This window comes from Streptomyces misionensis (assembly GCF_007896895.1).
In the GTDB taxonomy this organism is placed as follows: domain Bacteria; phylum Actinomycetota; class Actinomycetes; order Streptomycetales; family Streptomycetaceae; genus Streptomyces; species Streptomyces misionensis_A.
Genome location: NZ_VOGW01000107.1, coordinates 24,829 through 42,826, shown reverse-complemented (window position 1 = coordinate 42,826; position 17,998 = coordinate 24,829). Strand labels below are relative to the sequence as shown.

The following is a 17,998-nucleotide window of genomic DNA, read 5'->3' as shown; positions in this document are numbered from 1 at the left end:
TCGTCGCCGTATCCGCCGCCGTGGCCGCCGCCCGGCTCGCACGTCACGGTGTTGGTGACGGTCAGGTGCCGGTGCGGTCCGGTGAGGACGGTCGTGTGGGGCAGCGGAAGGTGCACGGTGGTGCCGTCGACGCCGGTGACCTCGGAGCCCGTGACGGTGCACTCGGAGCCCTCGGTACGGACGTCCTCGGCCACGGTCACCGCGTCGCCGACGGAGTAGCCGGGCCGGGCGACGCCCCAGGGCTGCGGGGTGGCGGGCGTCACCCCGGGGCCGGTGAGGGTCAGTTCGGCGCCGAGGCCGTCCGGCTGGGAGCCGTCCGGGTAGCGGTGACCGTCGACATCCCACACCTTGTCCACGGTGACGTCGGCGGGCTCCTCCTCTTCCGCCGCCCGGTTGTAGACGGTGCAGCTGACGGCGTCCTGCCGGGGGACGTCCACGGTGAAGCCCGGTCCGGAGGCCGTGGCGGTGTTCTCGACGGGGACGTCCGCGCCGGTGTCGAGGTCGGTGCAGACCGCGTTCCGGCCCCCCTGGGTGACCAGCTCGTAGCCGGGGTGCTGCGTCTCGCCGACGGTCACCGCGGCCTGCTCGTTGGTGCCGAAACCCGGGGTGAAGGTGACCGTGCCGGTGCCGTCCGCGCCGGTGGTCTCGGAGGCGGGCAGGCCGGTGACGCCGGGGGTGGTGGTGGAGGCGCCGAAGGTCCAGCCGGGCCCGGCCGGTTCGGCGCCGGTCACGTCCTCGCCGGTGGTGCCCGGCGGCACGATCTGCTTGACCACGTTGAGGGTGCCGGTGCAGTTGCCGAGGGCGAGGGCACGCAGCTCCTGGCCGGCCTGGCCGTAGTCCGCGGTCTGGAAGTAGTCGGCCGTGGCGGTGTTGCCGCCGTCGAACCCGGTGGGCCCGGAGATGGCCCGCAGGTTGAGGCCGGAGACGCCCTCGACCCCCTTGCCGACGCCGAGCGCGATCACCCGGGTGTCCTCCGCCTTCACCGAGTTGGCGGAGAAGATGCCGTTCTCGACGTCGATGAAGTGGGTGTTGGCGCCGTCGCCGTGCAGGCTGCCGAAGCGCGTCGGGTTGCCGTCGGTGAGCACCACCGCGGCGTCGTAGTGCTCCGGCGCCCGGGCCACCGCCCACAGCGCGCGGTCCCAGTTCGTGCCGCGGCCCAGCGTCCAGTGCGCGTACCTGCTCTTGAACGCGGCGGCCCCGGCCGGCGTCGAGACCGACTGGAGCTGCGGGTAGTTCACGCCGACGCTCGTGGACGGCGACTCCTGGTCGAAGGAGAACAGGGCCAGCCGTGAGGGCGTGCCGGTCAGCGCGTCGGTGAAGGCGTCGGCGGCGGCCTTGAGCGCGGGCAGCTGGCTGCCGACCGACGCGGACAGGTCGAGCACCAGGGCCACGTCCAGGCCGCAGGAGGACGGCAGCGGCGGGTTGTCGCGCGAGGTCTGCCACACGCCGCCCGAGCGGGTCGGCAGGCCGTTGTCGGTGCTGTACATGAACTCGCGGGTGGACCGGTAGGTGGCCCCGCCCTGGAGCGCCGGGGTCCGGAACCGGTAGGGCGAGGCCACGGAGTTCGATCCGCTGCCCGGTCCGGTGCGCAGCACGGGGTTCGTGTACCAGCCGGCCGGCGCGCCGGTCTGACCGACCGTCAGCACGCGGCCGTTGTTGTCCTCGCCCGCGCCGGTGTCCGGGACGACGAACGAGCAGTCGCCGTCGGCGTCCGAGGTGCAGCGGGCCCAGTCGGCGTCGATCGGCTGCGTCGCGTCCGGGTCCGCGAAGAGCGCGAGGCGCACCCCGGCGAGCGGCGCGGGCACGTCGGTCGCCGCCCGGTCGCCGCCGGTGCGCACGGTGACGACGGTGCTGTCGGGTCCGGGCACCGGCACGGCCCGGTGGGCGAGAGCGCCCGGGGCCGCCGCGCCGGCGGCGGCGGGGACTGCGGCCACCACGAGGGCGAACGCCCCCGCCGCGGCCAGGCGGATTCTGTGGTTCATCGGGACCTTTCCTCGGTGCCGGCGGCAACCCGTCCGAGCGGACCGCCATTCGGCACCATAAGTACATTTCGCCCCGAAACCCCCACGACCACGCCGCCCCTCGGCCGATGAGCCCACCGCCGCCGGGCCCCGCACCCGCACGGCGGCGGCTCACGGCACGCTCACGGCACACCGCCGGCCGGCCACCGGTGGCGGCCGGCCGGAGGACCACGGCGGCCCGGTGCGCGCTAGTACGTCAGACCGTGGCCGATCGGGTACAGCACCCGGCTCGGGTCGTCGGCCCGCTGCACCGGCACCGGGAGCTTGCCGCGCGGCTCGACCCGGCCGGCGATCACCCGGGCGGCGGCACGCAGTTCGACGTCGGTCCAGCAGTACGTCGCCACGCAGGCCCGCACGGACGGGAGTTGGGCCACGTCGTAGGGGTTGCGCACGGCGACGGCCACGACCGGCCTGCCCGTCGCCACCAGGCGGTCGACCAGCGCCCGCTGGGAGTTGCCCGCGGTCACGTTGTAGGTGGCGACGACCACCGCGTCCGCGTCCTGGGCGGCGGCCACCGCCTTGTCGACGGTCGCGGCGGAGGGGGCGGTGCCGGTGGACAGCGCCGTGGCGGTGAAGCCCAGCTCCGTGAAGGCGGCGGCCAGCACCCCCGTGGGCGGCCCCGTGGTGCCCGACGGGGAGGCCGGGTCGGCGCCCACCACCAGGAGGCGGTGCTCCGCGCGGCGGTCGAGGGGGAGGGTGCCGCCCTCGTTGACCAGGAGGGTCGTGGTGCGCTCCGCCATGCGGTCGGCCGCGGCCAGATGCGACTTCGTGCCCACCACCCGGTCCACCGCGAGGCGGTCGGCGTACGGCTGCGCGAAGAGCCCGAGCCGGGTCTTCAGCCGCAGGATGCGCAGGATCGATTCGTCGAGGCGGGCCTCGGTCAGCTCGCCGTCGTGGACCGCCTTCAGGACCGCGTTCCAGGCCGTGTCGATGGACGGCGGGTTGAGCAGCTGGTCCACGCCCGCCTTCAGGGCGAGCACCGGCACCCGGTCGTCGCCGTACTTGGTGCGCACGCCCTCCATGCCGAGCGAGTCGGTGATCACCACGCCGTCGTAGCCGAGTTCACCGCGCAGGATGCCGGTGAGGATCGGGTGGGAGAGGGTGGCCGGGTCGCCGGAGTCGTCCAGGGCCGGGAACTGGATGTGCGCGGTCATGATCGAGTCGATGCCCGCCGCGATGGCCGCCCGGAACGGCACCGCGTCCAGCTTCTCCCACAGTTCCCGGCTGTGGGTGATGACCGGGAAGCCGTAGTGGCTGTCGACGGCGGTGTCGCCGTGGCCCGGGAAGTGCTTGGCGGTGGCCGCGACCCGGGCCGCCTGATAGCCCTTCACCTCGGCCGCCACCAGCCCCGCGACGGCCGCCGGGTCGGCGCCGAAGGAGCGCACGCCGATCACCGGGTTGGCCGGGTTGACGTTCACGTCGGCGTCCGGCGAGTAGTCCTGGTTGATGCCGAGCGCGCGCAGTTCGGTGCCGGAGATCCGGCCGAGGCCGCGGGCGTCCGCCCGGGAGCCGCCCGCACCGATCGCCATGGCGCCGGGGAGGAGCGTCGCGGGCTTGCCCACCCGGCACACCGCGCCGTGCTCCTGGTCGGTGGCGATCAGCATCGGCAGCCCGCGCGGCTGCGCCAGGGACGCCTGCTGGATGCCGTTGGACAGCTCCAGGATCTGGTGCGGGTCACGGGTGTTGTGGGCCCAGGTGAAGTAGATGATCCCGCCGACCCGGTACTTGGCGATCAGCTCGGCGGCGGTGCGCACGCCCAGCTCGCCGAGGTTGGCGTCGATGTCGGCCTGGTCGGGGGCGGTGGCGGAGGTGCCGTAGACCCGCATCACGAAGAGCTGGCCGACCTTCTCCTCCAGCGTCATCCGCGAAAGGAGGGCGCGCAGTGAGCGATCGTCCGGCGTGTCGGCGTGGGCGGTGGCCGGCACGGTCAGCGCGGCGGTGAGGCCGGCGGTGGCGGCGAGGACGGTGCGCCGGGACGGCCGTGCGGCGTTCCGGGTGGTACCGGTGTCTCTCTTGCTGGTGTCGCTTCCCGTGCTGGTGTCGGGCACGTGCGCTCCTTCCCAGGAGGAGAACCGCTGAAGGAAACTTCCGAGGAGTCACCAATATCCGGGAAGTTTCTTTCCGTCAAGGGAACGGACAGCACCCAGCGTGTCGAGGGAGACGCCTGGTCAGCAGAGGATCCAGCCGGTGCTGACGGACTCCGCGCCGATCGAGCCGCGGATCCACACGCAGCGGTGCCCGGCGTGCACGGTCACCGGACCGGCGTGCCGGCTGTAGCGGCCGGAGTCCGTGGCCGGGCGGCTGCCGCGGGCCTGGACGCTGACCGACATGGTGCGGACGGTGCCGGGCCGGCGGGCGACGGTGACGGCGCAGATGTAGTCCCCGCGTTTGTAGACCCGGGTGACACCCGAGCCGAAGGGAACGCTTCTCACCTCGTGCCCCGCGCAGCTGCCGGGCGCGGCCTGTGCGGTGCCGGACGCCGCGAAGGCGAGCAGCCCGGACGCGGCCAGCAGGGCCGCGCCGAGCGAGAGGCGCCGGCGTATCGCGCCACTGTCCACTTGCTGTCCTCCCCGAAGCGCAGCCAAGCCCTCCCCCGGCGGCCGTACAGACGTACGGACGCCGGGGTCTGGCGGATGGTTGCACGACCGTCAACGGTACGAGCCACACGCACCACAGGGGCTCAGCGGACGGCCCCGACCGGCTCCTCGTCCTCGGGCCGGCCGGCGAAGGTCCGCCACAGTTCCGCGTACCGTCCGCCGCGGGCGAGCAGTTCCTCGTGGGTGCCGTCCTCGGCGACCCGGCCGTGGTCCATCACCACCACCCGGTCGGCGCGGGCGGCGGTGGTCAGCCGGTGGGCGACCACCAGCGTGGTGCGGCGGCCCGCGATGCGGTCGGTGGCCTGGTTGACCTGGGCCTCGGTGGCGAGGTCCAGGGCGGCCGTGGCCTCGTCCAGCAGCAGGATGTCGGGATCGACCAGTTCGGCGCGGGCGAGCGCGATCAGCTGGCGCTGGCCGGCCGAGAGGTTGCGGCCGCGCTCGGCGACCTCGTGCAGGTAGCCGCCGTCGAGGGTGGCGATCATCTCGTGCGCCCCGACCGCCCGCGCCGCCGCCTCCACCTCGGCGTCGGTGGCGTCGGGGCGGCCGTAGGCGATGGCGTCGCGGACGGTGCCCGGGAACAGGTACGCCTCCTGCGGGACGACGCCGAGCCGGTGCCGGTAGGAGGTGAGGTCGAGGGCGCGCAGATCGGTGCCGTCGACCGTGACCCGCCCGGCGGTGGGATCGTAGAACCGGGCCACCAGCTTGACCAGGGTGGACTTTCCGGCGCCGGTCTCGCCGACGAAGGCCACCGTCTGGCCCGCCGGGATCGTCAGGTCGACGTCGCGCAGCGCCGCTTCGTTGTCGCCGTACGCGAAGCTCACGCCCTCGAAGGCGATGTCGCCGCGCAACGACCGCACCTCCTCGGGCTGTTCGGCCGCCCCGGTGGAGGTCGGTTCGCGCAGCAGCTCCTGGATGCGGCCGAGCGAGACGGTGGCCTGCTGGTAGCCGTCGAAGACCTGGGACAGCTGCTGCACGGGCGCGAAGAACAGGTCGATGTAGAGGAGGTAGGCGACCAGGGCGCCGGTGGTGAGGGTGGCGTCCTCCACCCGGCGCGCGCCCGCGATCAGCACGGCCGCCGCGGCGACCGAGGACAGCAGCTGCACGAACGGGAAGTAGACCGATATCAGGCGCTGTCCGCGCAGCCGGGCGCTCCGGTAGCTGTCGCTGCGCCCGGCGAACCGCCGCCCGCCGTCGCGCTCGCGCCGGAACGCCTGGACGATCCGCAGCCCGGCCACGGACTCCTGGAGGTCGGCGTTGACCGCCGACACGCGCTCGCGGGCGAGTTCGTACGCCTTCACGCTGGCCCGGCGGAAGAAGAAGGTGGCCACGATCAGCGGGGGCAGCGTGGTGAACACGACAAGGGCGAGGCGGACGTCGATCACCAGCAGGGCGCCCATGATGCCGAAGAAGGTGACGACCGAGACGAACGCGGTGACCAGGCCGGTCTGCAGGAAGGTGCTCAGGGCGTCGACGTCGGTGGTCATCCGGGTCATGATCCGGCCGGTCAGCTCGCGCTCGTAGTAGTCGAGGCCGAGCCGCTGGAGGTGCGCGAAGATCTTCAGTCGCAGCGTGTAGAGGACGCGTTCGCCGGTACGGCCGGTCATCCGGTTCTCGCCGATCTGCGCGGCCCACTGCACCAGCACCACCAGCAGGGCGAGCAGCGAGGCGGACCAGACGGCGCCGATGGCCAGCTTGCTGACGCCCGCGTCGATGCCGTGCCGGATCAGCACCGGCAGCACCAGGCTCGCGCCCGCGTCCACGGCGACCAGTGCCAGGCTGGCCAGCAGCGGCAGCCCGAAGCCGCGCAGCAGGCGGCGCAGCCCGTAGGAGTCCTCCGGTTGCACCGCCCGCTCCTCGTCGATGCCGGGGGTGTCGGTGGCCGGGGGCAGCGCGGCCACCTGGGCGAGCAGCTCGGGGGTGGCCGGGGTGCCGGCCGGCGCCTGGTCCTCGGGCGTGCGGTCGCCGGTCCACAGGCGGGGGGTGACGCCCCGCTCGGCGTCGTACTCGGCGTCCAGCTCCTCGCGCAGGGTGTCGTCCTCGGTGGGCCCGGCCGGCAGGGCGTGGCCCGGGGAGACGCCGCCCAGCTCGTCCGGGTCGGTCAGCAGCCGGCGGTAGAGGGCGGAGCGCCGCTGGAGCTCCTCGTGGGTGCCGAGGTCGGCGAGCCGGCCGTGGTCGAGGACGGCGATGCGGTCGGCGAGGTTCAGGGTGGAGCGGCGGTGGGCGATCAGCAGGGTGGTCCGGCCCCGCATCACCTGCTTGAGGGCCTCGTGTATCTCGTGCTCGACGCGGGCGTCCACGGCGGAGGTGGCGTCGTCCAGGATCAGCAGCCGGGGGTCGGTGAGCAGGGCGCGGGCGAGGGCGACGCGCTGGCGCTGGCCGCCGGAGAGGGTCAGGCCCTGCTCGCCGACCTTGGTGTCGTAGCCCTCGGGCAGTTCCCGGATGAAACGGTCCGCCTGGGCGGCGCGGGCGGCGGCCTCGATCTCCTCGTCGGAGGCGTCGGGCCGGCCGTAGGCGATGTTGGCGCGGACCGTGTCGGAGAACAGGAACGAGTCCTCGGGGACCAGGCCGATCGCGGCCCGCAGCGAGGACAGGGTCAGCTCGCGGACGTCGTGGCCGCCGATCAGGACGGCGCCGTGGGTGACGTCGTAGAAGCGCGGCAGGAGCAGGGAGAGGGTGGACTTGCCGGAACCGGAGGACCCGACCACCGCCAGCGTCTCACCCTGGCGTATCTCGAAGCTCAGCCCGTCCAGGACCGTGGAATCGCCGCCGTACCCGAAGGACACGTCGTCGAACTCGACGGTGGCGGGCGCGTCGGCGGGCAGTTCCCTGGTGCCGTCCGCCATCGACGGCTCGGTGTCGATCAGCTCCAGGACGCGCTCGGTGCCGGCGCGGGCCTGCTGGCCCACGGTGAGCACCATCGCCAGCATGCGGACCGGGCCGACCAGCTGGGCGAGGTAGGTGGAGAAGGCGACGAAGGTGCCGAGGGTGATGTGTCCGCGCACCGCCAGCCAGCCGCCGAGGGCCAGCATGGCGACCTGGCCCAGCGCCGGCACGGCCTGGAGGGCGGGGGTGTACTTGCTGTTCAGGCGGATGGTGCGCAGCCGGCCGGCGAACAGCCTGCGGCCGACGGCCCGCAGCTTGCCGGTCTCCTGCTCCTCCTGCCCGAAGCCCTTGACCACGCGGACGCCGCTCACCGCGCCGTCGACCACGCCCGCGACGGCGGCGGCCTGGGCCTGGGCGTACCAGGTGGCGGGGTGCAGCCGGCTGCGGCTGCGCTTGGCGATCCAGCCGAGCGCGGGGGCGACGGCGAGCGCGACCAGGGTCAGCGGCAGCGACAGCGAGGCCATGATCACCAGGGAGACCAGGAAGAGCAGCACGTTCCCGATGGTCATCGGGAGCATGAAGAGCAGGCCCTGGATCAGCTGGAGGTCGCTTGTGGCGCGGCCCACGACCTGCCCGGTCGACAGCTCGTCCTGGCGGCGGCCGTCGAGGCGGGTGATCGTGTCGTACATCTCGGTCCGCAGGTCGTGCTGGACGTCGAGGGCGAGCCGGCCGCCGTAGAAGCGGCGCACATAGGTGGAGCCGTAGACGAGGACGGCGGCGACGACCAGGGCACCGGCCCAGGGGGCCATGGAGCGGGTGTGGGCGCCGATCACGTCGTCGATGATCACCTTGGTGATCAGGGGGACCACGGCGGTGACGGCCATGCCGGCGAGGGAGGCGCCGAGCGCCAGGACGACGTCCTTCGGATACCGCCAGGCATAGCCGGCGAGTCGTCTCGCCCATCCCCGATGTGGTCGCACGCGGTGCCTCCCGGTTGTCGTTCTCCACCGGAAGGCACCAACGCGGGCGGGAGCGGATTTCATCCCTCCGCAACAAACGGGGGCCGTGGGTCAGACGCGAATGCGCAGGTGGTAGAAGCGGGTCGTCTGGACGGCGTTCTGGTTGTCGTCACTGACCAGCAGGACCTTCAGGCGCCCGGTGCGGTCACGGCCGGTGACGGTCATGCCCTCGATGTTGTCGAGGAGGGGGTTGGGCTGGGGCTGCTTGGCGGTGGCGCCGAGGGAGGGGCAGTCGGCGAGGTCGGCGAGCAGCGTCTTGCGGATCGGCCGCACGTCCGGCTGCCCGGTCAGGTTCCCGATGCCGCTGGTGTCCGAGGCGTGGCGGGGGTCGGCGAGGTAGAGGCGGACGGTGTTGCCGACGCCCGCGGTGAAGCCGCGCTCCAGGACGAGCAGCCGGCCGTCGGGCGTGGCCTGCACCTCGGGGACGCCGAGGCCGGCGTCGATGCGGTAGGCGTACTGGGCGGCGAGCCGGAAGCGCCCGCCCGCGGTCCGGGTCCAGGTCTGGAACCGGACGAGGTCCGCGGCGTCGCCCGCGATCGGCTCCTCCATGGACGCGAGGAGGGTGTGGCCGCCGGGCAGCAGGGTCAGGCCCTCGAAGGTCTGGTTGGAGGTGGCGCGGCCGGCCGGGGCGACGAGGAGGGAGGACGGCACGGGGAGCCGGTCGAGGATTCTGCCGTCGCGCGTGTAGCGCCGGACGGACGGCTCGGTCTCGGAGCCGACCAGCCGCGTGCCGTCCCGGTCGATGACGAGGCCCTCGGAGTCGAGGTCGGCGCCCTGCTCGTCGGCGAGGTGGACGACGCCCTCGGGCGCGAGCGTCTCGCCGTCCAGGCGGAACAGGTCGGAGCGGTCCGACAGCGCGGCCAGGGAGCCGTCCCGGTCCACGGCGAGGGCGGAGAAGTTGCCGACGAAGGTGCCGTGGTACGTCGTCTTGTCGAGCGCGTCGGAGAAGCCGTCGATCGTGACGGCGGACGAACAGGCGTGCCGGGCGGCCGGGCCGGCGGGGCCGGCCGGGGCTGCTTGGACGGTCCCGGCGGCGGTCAGCGAGGTGGCCGCCGCCAGGCCGGCGGTGAGGGTGGCGAGTACGGTTCTCAGGCGCATGGTCGATCACCGTACGGCGCGCCGGTGACGCGCGGGAGGCCCCGCGGTGAACGCGACCCGGGATCAGCCCTGCGACGGCGTGGCGACGAAGGCCTCGCTCGGCTTGCTGGTCGGGACGTAGAGCGCGGTCTTGGCGGTGGTCGGCACGAGGTCCTTGTGGACGGCCTTGGCGACGTTCTGGATGGTGGTCACGCCGTAGCCCATGGTGCTGTTGTCCTGCGTGAGCACGGAGATCATGTAGTCGTGCCCGGCGCCGTTGAAGGTGCCGAGGCTGTGCACCCGCCAGCCGTGCGTGGAGCGCTGCAGCCAGCCGTTCTTGACGTGCACGGAGACGGTGGAGGGGGCGCCGGCGGGGGTGCCCCAGCGCTGGGAGGAGATGACCTTGCCCATCAACTTCTGGATGTAGGCACGGGAGTTGTCGCTGAGCACGCTGTTCTTCGCGGTGACCAGCTGGAGCAGCTTCTGCTCGTCGTTGACGTTCTCCTGCGTCAGACCCCAGTAACCGCCCGAGCCCGGCACGGTCTTGGTCATCTTGGCGGCGGCGAGGAAGCCCTTGATCTTCGTCACGCCCAGCTGCTTCCACAGCTTGCTGGTGGCGGTGTTGTCCGACTTGGTGATCATGGCGGTGGCGAGCGAGGACTCGGTGCCGGTCAGCAGCCGGTCGTGCTTCTTGGCGTCCCACAGCAGCGTGGCGAGCACGGTGACCTTGACGGTGCTCGCCGAGTCGTAGGCGCTGGTGGCGCGCAGGGTGCAGGTCGTCTTGGTGGAGCGGTCGTAGACCCCGACGGCGACGGTGCCCTTGCGGTTCGCGAGCGCGGCGGTGATGTCCTTCTTCAGCTTGGCGGCGAGCCCGCTCTTCGCGGACGTGCAGCTGACGGCGGGTGTGGCCGCGGCGGCCGGGGTGGCGGCCGCGACGGTGGGTATGAGCAGCGCGACACCGAGCGCCGCCACCGACGCCTTGGCGCGCCGGCTGATGCGGTGATCCATGGAGGAATCCCCCTGAGAACGACGTGAGAACACACCCCTTGCGGGCACTTACGGCCTTTTGACTCGCAGGGGCGGTCGGAAGTTGCACACATGTTCTCAGGGGCGGGTCGGCCAACGGGCGCGGGGGCGGGGATGCTTGGGGGATGCCGGAAGGTCTTCGAGTGCGGAACGCGGAGCTCATCGCTCCCCTTTACGGAGCGGAACTCCCTCCGCTGGACTCGGTCCGGCTGCGTTCCGTCCATCTCGACTGGCGTGGGCCGCAGGTCACCCTACGGCTCGATCTGCCCGCGGCGGCCGCTTCCCTGCCGGACGACTGGACGGCGTCCGGAGTCGACACCGTCCAGTGCCATCTCCGGTTCCTGGCGGTGGCCGACCTGGAGCTGTCCGCCTGGGAGCCGCCCGTCACGGCCCGGATTTCGACGGCGCCCCTGCCGGGCGGTGAGCACCGGATCCGGGTGACGGCCTCCGCGGACGGCGGTGCTTTCCTGGACTTCACCGCCAGTGCGGATGTGCTCGCCGGTCATCTGAGCGGCTTCCGGCTCGGGCCGGACGGCTCGGACGACGGTCCGCACCACTTCCTCGGCAAGGTGGACGCGAGACGGTACTCGACGGTCCCGGACCCCTGGGAGAAGACCTTCTATGCACGCTGAACTCGCCGCTCTGACGACGCCTTCCGCGCTGAGCGACCACGACCTGTTCTACGTGCACCTCGATGAGCGGCAGCGCTCCGCCACCCTCGGGTTCACCGGCCAGGAGGGTCATGAGGGCTTCGAGTTCTTCCTCGCCTTCACCGACGTGCGCAATGTGTCGGTGCGCGGTTGGGGACCGCCGGGGCGCAAGGACGTACGGCTCGAAAGGACGGAGAACGGCATCACGGTGTCCGTCGCGGCCCAGGGCTCGTCACTGAACTTCGAGGCGGCGGACATGACCACGCCGCGCACCCGTTCCTTCCGGACGGCTCCGGGGAGTTCATGAGCATGCCGCGCGAGAGGCTGTTCACGCCTCGAAGTCGTACTCCAGGACATAGGCGGCGGAGTCGAGCACCATCTCGTTGACCTCCACCACCCGGCCCTCGGCATCGAAGGCCGTGCGGGCGATCTGGACCACGGGGACGCCGGACGGCAGGGCCAGACGTTCGCCCTCGTCCGGGCCGGGCATCCGGGAGCGGACCTCCTCGCGGAAACGGGCGGGGGCGTGACCGAGGTCGGCCAGGCGGGCGTAAACGCCGCCCGGACCCGTGTCCGGCTGGGTGATCGGGGTGTCCGCGACGAGGTCGGCCGGCAGATATGACGTGGACAGCAGCACCGGCTTGCCGTCGAGTACGAAGCGACGGCGACGCACGCAGAGGTCCGCGTTCTCATCCAGGCCCATGACCCCCGCGACAGCGGCCGGCGCGGGCTCCTGCGCCACCTCTACGGAGTCGACGGCCAGTTCCCGGTTCCCGATGTCGGCCGACCAGACGGAACGCCCCTCACCCCACTGCGCCCGCGCCAGCCGCTCGATGCCACGGCGGCGGATGGGCCGGAAGTCCCGCACGAAGACCCCGGCACCCTTACGGGCTTCGGCGATGCCCTCCGTCTGGAGCAGGCCCAACGCCTGGCGGGCCGTCATGCGGGCGACACCGTGTTCGGCCATCAGGTCGTTCTCGCCCGGCAGCCGGTCCCCGGGACCGTAGCGACCGGCGTCGACGGCGGCTCGCAGCTCAGCCGCGATGCGCTGGTACTTGGGCTGCCGCCCTGTCTCCCGGCTCATCCAGACCCCTCCTCCTGATCATCTCTAGACATCCTAGGCACAGAGGGTTCCGTCCCCGGTCGGGCGGCCAGGACACCACCGTTCACACGGAGGGATTACTTGTCTAGAGAAGCCCTTGTCAGGCGTGCGGAGCGGCGCTTTACTCCAACATCTCTAGAGATGCATGACCGTATGAGTTCGTGCTGGTGACCAATACCCGGAGGTACCCGTGCCGGACCGCAGCTCCCCCCAACCTTCCTCTGTCACCGACATGGCGGAGGAGAACTGGCGGCTGCCTCACAGCCCCCGCAGCGCAAGACGGGCACGCGCGCTGCTGCGCAGGCAGCTCACCGAATGGAAGATCGACGCCCAAGTGGCGGACAGCGCCGAGCTGTTGCTCTCGGAGCTGATGAGCAACGCCGTCCAGCACGCCCGCAGGCCGTTCGGCCGGCAGATCGGGGTGCGTGTCGCGCGGTACGACGGCCGGTTGCGCGTGGAGGTCGCCGACGCCAACGACGCACGGCCCCGGCCGAAAGCGGCCGACGCCGACGACGAGCATGGTCGCGGTCTCGCCATCGTCGCCGCGCTCGCCGGCAGGTGGGGCTGTTGCCCCCGCCCGCGCGGCATCGGCAAAGCCGTCTGGGCCGAGTTACCGCTGCGCCCCTTCGCCTAACCCAGGTGCGTCGGCGCGAACATCCGCAGGACCGCCGGGAGGACGACCACCGAGGGGCCCGGGGTGGACAGGGCCTTCGCCAGGTCCCGTTCCAGCGTCTCCGGTGTCGTGCGCACGCCCGGGACGCCGAAGGACTCGGCGAGGGCCACGTAGTCAGGGCGGTGGAGTTCCGTCGCGGTCGGTTCGCCGAAGGCGTCCGTCATGTACTCGCGCAGGATGCCGTAGCCGCCGTCGTCGACGATCAGCCAGGTGACGGGGAGGTCGTACTGGCGGGCCGTGGCCAGTTCGGCGATCGAGTAGAGGGCGCCGCCGTCGCCGGAGACCGCGAGGACCGGGTGGGCCGGGTCGGCCGCCGCCGCGCCCAGTGCCGCCGGGAAGGCGTAGCCGAGGCCGCCCGCGCCCTGGGCCGAGTGCATCGTGTTCGCGCCCCGGGGGTCGAAGGCCGACCACGCCCAGTAGGCCAGGATCGTCATGTCCCAGAAGGAGGGGGCGCCGGCGGGCAGGGCGCGGCGGACGGCGGCCAGGACGTCCTGTTCCAGGGTGAGTTGCTGGGCGGCGATGCGGGCCGAGACGCGGGACAGCAGGGCACGCACCCGGGCCGGGGCCTCCGGGTCCGTGCGGGCGTCCACCGTCTCCAGCAGTGCCTGGAGCGCCAGGCGCGCGTCCGCGTGGATGCCGAGGGCCGGGTGGTTGGCCTCCAGTTTGCCGAGGTCCGCCTCGATCTGCACGACCCGGCCACGCGGCCTGAACGTGTGGTAGTTCGAGGAGAGTTCGCCCAGGCCCGAGCCGACGACCAGCAGGACGTCCGCGTCCTCCAGGAAGTCCGTCGTGTACCGGTCCTCCAGCCAGGACTGGAGGGACAGCGGGTGCTCCCAGGGGAACGCCCCCTTGCCGCCGAAGGTCGTCACCACCGGGGCCTGAAGCCTCTCCGCCAGCGCCAGCAGCTTGCCCGACGCGTCCGACCGTACGACCCCGCCGCCCGCGATGATCGCCGGGCGGGACGCGCGGGACAGCAGGTCCGCGGCGACCGCCGTCAGTTCGGGGCGCGGCGGCAGGTCCTCCGGGGTCGCGTCCGGCGCCGTCACCACCGGCACGGAGGCCGGCGCGAGCAGGACGTCCTGCGGGATCTCCACCCACACCGGGCCGTGCGGGGCCGACAGGGCCGATTTCCAGGCGGCGGCGATGGCGGAGGGGATCTGGGACTGGGCGCGGACCGTGTGGACGGACTTGACCACGCCCCGGAACGAGGCCGACTGGTCGGGGAGTTCATGGAGGTAGCCGTGGCGGCCGCCGCCCAGGCCCGCCGTCGGGACCTGGCTGCTGATCGCGAGGACCGGGGCGGAGGCCGAGGCCGCCTCCTGGAGGGCCGCGAGGGAGGTGAGCGCGCCCGGGCCCGTCGACAGGAACAGCGGAGCCGCCTCACCCGTCACGCGGCCGTACGCGTCCGCCGCGAAGCCCGCGTTGTTCTCCACCCTCAGGCCCACATAGCGCAGGGACGAGCGGCGCAGTGCGTCGAACATGCCGAGCGCGTGCTGGCCGGGCAGCCCGAAGACCGTCGTCGCGCCCAGCCCGGCCAGCGTCTCCACGACCAGGTCTCCGCCGTTGCGGCCGGGGGGCGGGTTCAGTGCGGCCTCCCGCTGGGCGGCGGTCGGCTGGAGTACCAGGTCGTGGTCGTGCGTCACGTCGCTTACGCGTCCTTCCGGGCCGCCGCGATCTGGCGGGACATGAGGGTGGTCAGTTCGTAGGCCGTGTGGGAGGCGGCCACGGACGTGATCTCCGCGTGGTCGTACGCCGGGGCGACCTCGACGACGTCCGCGGAGACCAGGTTGCAGCCGGCCAGCCCGCGCAGGATCTCCAGCAGCTCGCGGGAGGTCATGCCGCCCGCCTCGGGGGTGCCGGTGCCGGGCGCGTGCGCCGGGTCGAGGCAGTCGATGTCGATGGAGATGTACAGCGGGCGGTCGCCGATGCGCTGGCGCAGCTGGTCGGCGACCTCGTCGGCGCCCCGGCGGTAGACGTCCGCGGAGGTGACGATGCCGAAGCCCATCTTCTCGTCGTCGGTCAGGTCCTGCTTGCCGTACAGCGGGCCGCGGGTGCCCACGTGGGAGAGGGCGGAGGTGTCGAGGATGCCCTCCTCGACCGCGCGGCGGAACGGGGTGCCGTGGGTGTACTCGGCGCCGAAGTAGGTGTCCCAGGTGTCCAGGTGGGCGTCGAAGTGGAGCAGGGCGACCGGGCCGTGCTTCTTCGCCACCGAGCGCAGCAGCGGGAGGGCGATGGTGTGGTCGCCGCCCAGGGTCATCAGCCGGGCGCCGGTGCCGAGCAGGTCGTCGGCCGCCGCCTCGATCGTCTCGACCGCCTCGTTGATGTTGAACGGGTTCACCGCGATGTCGCCGCCGTCCGCCACCTGCGCCAGCGCGAACGGCGACGCGTCCTGCGCGGGGTTGTACGGGCGCAGCAGCCGGGACGCCTCGCGGATGGCGTTGCCGCCGAAGCGGGCGCCCGGCCGGTACGAGACGCCGGAGTCGAACGGCACGCCCACCACGGCGACGTCGGCGGCGCCGACCTCGTCCAGGCGGGGCAGCCGGGCGAAGGTGGCGGGCCCGGCGTACCGCGGGACGCGGGAGGAGTCGACGGGACCGCGGGGCGTCTCGTTGCCGCTCATGTGAAATGCCTTCTTTCCTGCGCTTCGCGGCGCATGTACTGCTTTCCTGACGACTCTACTGGTGAGCCGTGACCGGTTCGGAAGGGAGTTCGGGGGCCCGTCCGGCCAGGCGGTCGCGCCAGGCGGCGAGGACGGTTTCGTCGGTCGGCCTGGTGGCCAGGGAGACGACGACGTAGGCGGCCAGGGAGGCCAGCAGGCCGTAGTACACCGGCTCGTTGGCGAGGATGCCGTACCCGGCCATCAGGGCGATGACGGCCAGACCGCCGGTGATCACGGAGGCCAGCGCGCCCTGCACGGTGCCGCGCTTCCACAGCAGGCCGCCGAGGATCGACACCAGCAGACCGCCGACGAGGAGGTCGTACGCCACCGTCAGCGCCTCCACCACGTCGTTGAGCGCGATCGCCGTACCGATCACCGCGAGGCCCATGACCAGGATGAAGGCGCGGTTGCCCGAGACCTCGTCGTGCGCCCCGGGACCGGGGTCGGCGCCCCGGCGGACGGCTCCGCGAAGCCGCGACCAGATGTCGTTGTTGGCGACGGTGGCGCAGGCGATCAGCGCGCCGGAGGAGGTGGACATCACCGCGGCCAGGGCGGCGGCCAGCACCAGCCCGCGTACGCCGACGGGGAGTTCGGCCTTGACGATGGTGGCGAAGGCGTCGTCGGGGCTGGTCAGCTCGGGGTAGAGCACCTTGGCGGCCGTGCCGATCACCGCGCCGGCCACGGCGTAGGCCAGACAGTAGGTTCCGGCCACCGTGCCGCCCCAGCGGGCGGTGCGGTCGCTGCGGGCGGTGAACACGCGCTGCCAGATGTCCTGGCCGATCAGCATGCCGAAGGTGTAGATCAGCACGTAGGTGAAGATGGTCTCGCCGCCGATGCCCAGCGGATCGAGGTACGTGGTCGGCAGCTTGGCCTTCATCTCACCGAAGCCGCCCGCCCGGATCACCGCGATCGGCAGCAGCAGGAGCAGCACGCCGATCGTCTTCACGACGAACTGCACCATGTCGGTGAGCGTGATGGACCACATGCCGCCGAGGGTCGAGTACGCCACGACGATCGAGCCGCCGATGACGATCGCCAGCGTGCGGTTCATGTCGAAGAGGACGTCGAAGATCGTGGCGTAGGCGATGGTGGAGGTCACCGCGAGCATCAGGGTGTACGCCCACATGACCACGCCGGAGATCACGCCCGCCCGGCCGCCGTAGCGCAGGTCCAGCATCTCGGAGACCGTGTAGACCTTCAGGCGGGCGATACGCGCGGAGAAGAACACGGAGAGTGCCAGCAGGCCGAGGCCGATGGTGAAGACCATCCAGGCGCCGGAGAGGCCGTACTGGTAGCCGAGGCCGACGCCGCCGATGGTGGAGGCGCCGCCGAGGACGATCGCGGCCATGGTGCCCGAGTACATCGCGGGCCCGAGGCGCCGGCCCGCCACCAGGAAGTCGCTCTTGGACTTGGCGCGGCGCATGCCCCACCAGCCCATGGCCAGCATCCCGGCGAGATACAGGACGATCACCGTGTAGTCGACGGCCATGTGGGGCCCTCCTTCGCGCACTTTCCGGTGGCGTGTCGTGCAGATGCGGTGGGGACACGCCGACGGCGGATCGCGGGGACATCCGCCCGTACCCGCGGCCGTCGGCTCCGGACCGACATTAGGTGGCCGGAAAGCGACTGCGAAGTGTACGTTTCCTCCATTGCAGGGATGCGGCAGTGGAGGAAACGCACACCATGGTGAACAGCCCCGCGCCGGTCCCGCCCACCCCGCCGGTCCCGCTGTCCGCCCTGCTGGCCCGTGCCGACCTCGCCCTGCGCCAGATCGCGGGTCCCCGTGGCGCGGACGTCGTGATCCACTGGGCGCACACCTCGGAGATGGCCGACCCGTACCCCTATCTGCTCGGTGGCGAGCTGCTGCTGACGGCGGGCGTGCAGATCCCCGACGCGTCGGCGCCGGACGCCTTCTTCGACGCGTACGTCGCCCGGATCGTCGCGGCGGGCGGCGCGGCCCTCGGCTTCGGGCTGGCGCCGGTGCACGAGACGGTTCCGGACGCCCTGGTGGCCGCCTGCGACACGCATGGGCTGCCGCTGCTGGAGGTCCCGCCGCGGACCACCTTCTCGGGTGTGGCGCGCGCGGTGTGGCAGCTGATGGCGCAGGCCGGGCTGGCCGAGCTGCGCCGGGTCACCGAGGCCCAGCGGAGTCTCGCCGCCGCGGCCGCCCGGCCCGACCCGGTGCCGGCCGTACTGCGCCGGCTGGCCCAGCGGCTCGGCGGGTACGCGGTGCTCCACGGCCCGGACGGCACGCGGATCGCGGCGGCGGGCCGTGAACCGGAGCCGGGGGTCCGGGAGTCGCTGGCGGCACTGGCGCGGGTGGTCCGGCCGGCGGGCTCGGCGGGGCCCTC

At 72.7% G+C, this 17,998-nt stretch carries 14 protein-coding genes; 4 read left to right on the top strand and 10 right to left on the bottom strand.

Annotated elements, in window-relative coordinates; all coding sequences use genetic code 11:
* The 6 genes from FRZ03_RS39210 to FRZ03_RS19245 form a co-directional block, all read right to left on the bottom strand.
* Positions 1 to 1,982: vWA domain-containing protein (locus FRZ03_RS39210; RefSeq protein ID WP_186785501.1), on the bottom strand; the 1,982-nt coding region annotated here is incomplete at its 3' end.
* 227 nt (positions 1,983 to 2,209) lie between these two features.
* Positions 2,210 to 4,069, bottom strand: a complete 1,860-nt coding sequence (locus FRZ03_RS19265) for a glycoside hydrolase family 3 protein (RefSeq protein WP_146466409.1) — start codon at positions 4,067 to 4,069, stop codon at positions 2,210 to 2,212.
* Between the two features lie 120 nt (positions 4,070 to 4,189).
* Positions 4,190 to 4,579 carry a hypothetical protein gene (locus FRZ03_RS19260; protein WP_146466408.1) on the bottom strand — a complete coding sequence of 130 codons (390 nt, stop codon included), beginning with the start codon at positions 4,577 to 4,579 and terminating at the stop codon, positions 4,190 to 4,192.
* A 122-nt stretch (positions 4,580 to 4,701) separates the two neighbouring features.
* Positions 4,702 to 8,421, bottom strand: coding sequence for an ABC transporter ATP-binding protein (locus FRZ03_RS19255; protein WP_146466407.1), 3,720 nt, complete (start codon positions 8,419 to 8,421; stop codon positions 4,702 to 4,704).
* 90 nt (positions 8,422 to 8,511) lie between these two features.
* Entirely contained in the window at positions 8,512 to 9,558 is a 1,047-nt protein-coding gene (locus FRZ03_RS19250; protein ID WP_146466406.1) for an esterase-like activity of phytase family protein, read from the bottom strand.
* A 63-nt stretch (positions 9,559 to 9,621) separates the two neighbouring features.
* The gene (locus tag FRZ03_RS19245; RefSeq protein WP_146466405.1) at positions 9,622 to 10,545 is read right to left on the bottom strand and encodes a serine hydrolase; all 924 of its coding nucleotides are present in this window, start codon (positions 10,543 to 10,545) and stop codon (positions 9,622 to 9,624) included.
* A gap of 161 nt (positions 10,546 to 10,706) precedes the next feature.
* On the opposite strand from FRZ03_RS19245, the gene FRZ03_RS19240 reads away from it, so the two are divergent.
* A complete protein-coding gene (locus tag FRZ03_RS19240; protein ID WP_186785500.1) occupies positions 10,707 to 11,195 on the top strand; it encodes an Imm50 family immunity protein in 489 nt (162 codons plus the stop codon).
* On the top strand, positions 11,185 to 11,520 hold the full coding sequence (locus FRZ03_RS19235; RefSeq protein ID WP_146466403.1) for a hypothetical protein: 336 nt from the start codon (positions 11,185 to 11,187) through the stop codon (positions 11,518 to 11,520). The genes FRZ03_RS19240 and FRZ03_RS19235 overlap by 11 nt, the downstream gene beginning before the upstream one ends.
* A 21-nt stretch (positions 11,521 to 11,541) precedes the next feature.
* Here FRZ03_RS19235 and FRZ03_RS19230 read toward each other — a convergent pair whose 3' ends face one another.
* Entirely contained in the window at positions 11,542 to 12,297 is a 756-nt protein-coding gene (locus FRZ03_RS19230; protein ID WP_146466402.1) for a GntR family transcriptional regulator, read from the bottom strand.
* A 250-nt stretch (positions 12,298 to 12,547) separates the two neighbouring features.
* Between FRZ03_RS19230 and FRZ03_RS19225 the strand changes: the two genes are divergently transcribed.
* The gene (locus tag FRZ03_RS19225; protein WP_146466401.1) at positions 12,548 to 12,949 is read left to right on the top strand and encodes an ATP-binding protein; all 402 of its coding nucleotides are present in this window, start codon (positions 12,548 to 12,550) and stop codon (positions 12,947 to 12,949) included.
* On the opposite strand, the gene FRZ03_RS19220 is transcribed toward FRZ03_RS19225, so the two are convergent.
* Genes FRZ03_RS19220 through FRZ03_RS19210 form a run of 3 tightly spaced genes read right to left on the bottom strand, consistent with a single transcriptional unit; the run spans position 12,946 to position 17,136 of the window.
* Positions 12,946 to 14,631: a thiamine pyrophosphate-binding protein gene (locus FRZ03_RS19220; RefSeq protein ID WP_146466400.1), complete on the bottom strand. Its 1,686-nt coding sequence runs from the start codon at positions 14,629 to 14,631 to the stop codon at positions 12,946 to 12,948. The two genes, FRZ03_RS19225 and FRZ03_RS19220, sit on opposite strands and share 4 nt — an antisense overlap.
* Positions 14,632 to 14,636: 5 nt before the next feature.
* Complete coding sequence (gene speB, locus FRZ03_RS19215) at positions 14,637 to 15,608, bottom strand: agmatinase (protein ID WP_146466399.1); 972 nt, start codon at positions 15,606 to 15,608, stop codon at positions 14,637 to 14,639.
* A 55-nt stretch (positions 15,609 to 15,663) separates the two neighbouring features.
* Positions 15,664 to 17,136: a sodium:solute symporter family protein gene (locus tag FRZ03_RS19210; protein ID WP_146466398.1), complete on the bottom strand. Its 1,473-nt coding sequence runs from the start codon at positions 17,134 to 17,136 to the stop codon at positions 15,664 to 15,666.
* 194 nt (positions 17,137 to 17,330) lie between these two features.
* Here FRZ03_RS19210 and FRZ03_RS19205 point away from each other — a divergent pair.
* Positions 17,331 to 17,998: PucR family transcriptional regulator ligand-binding domain-containing protein (locus tag FRZ03_RS19205; RefSeq protein WP_186785499.1), on the top strand; the 668-nt coding region annotated here is incomplete at its 3' end.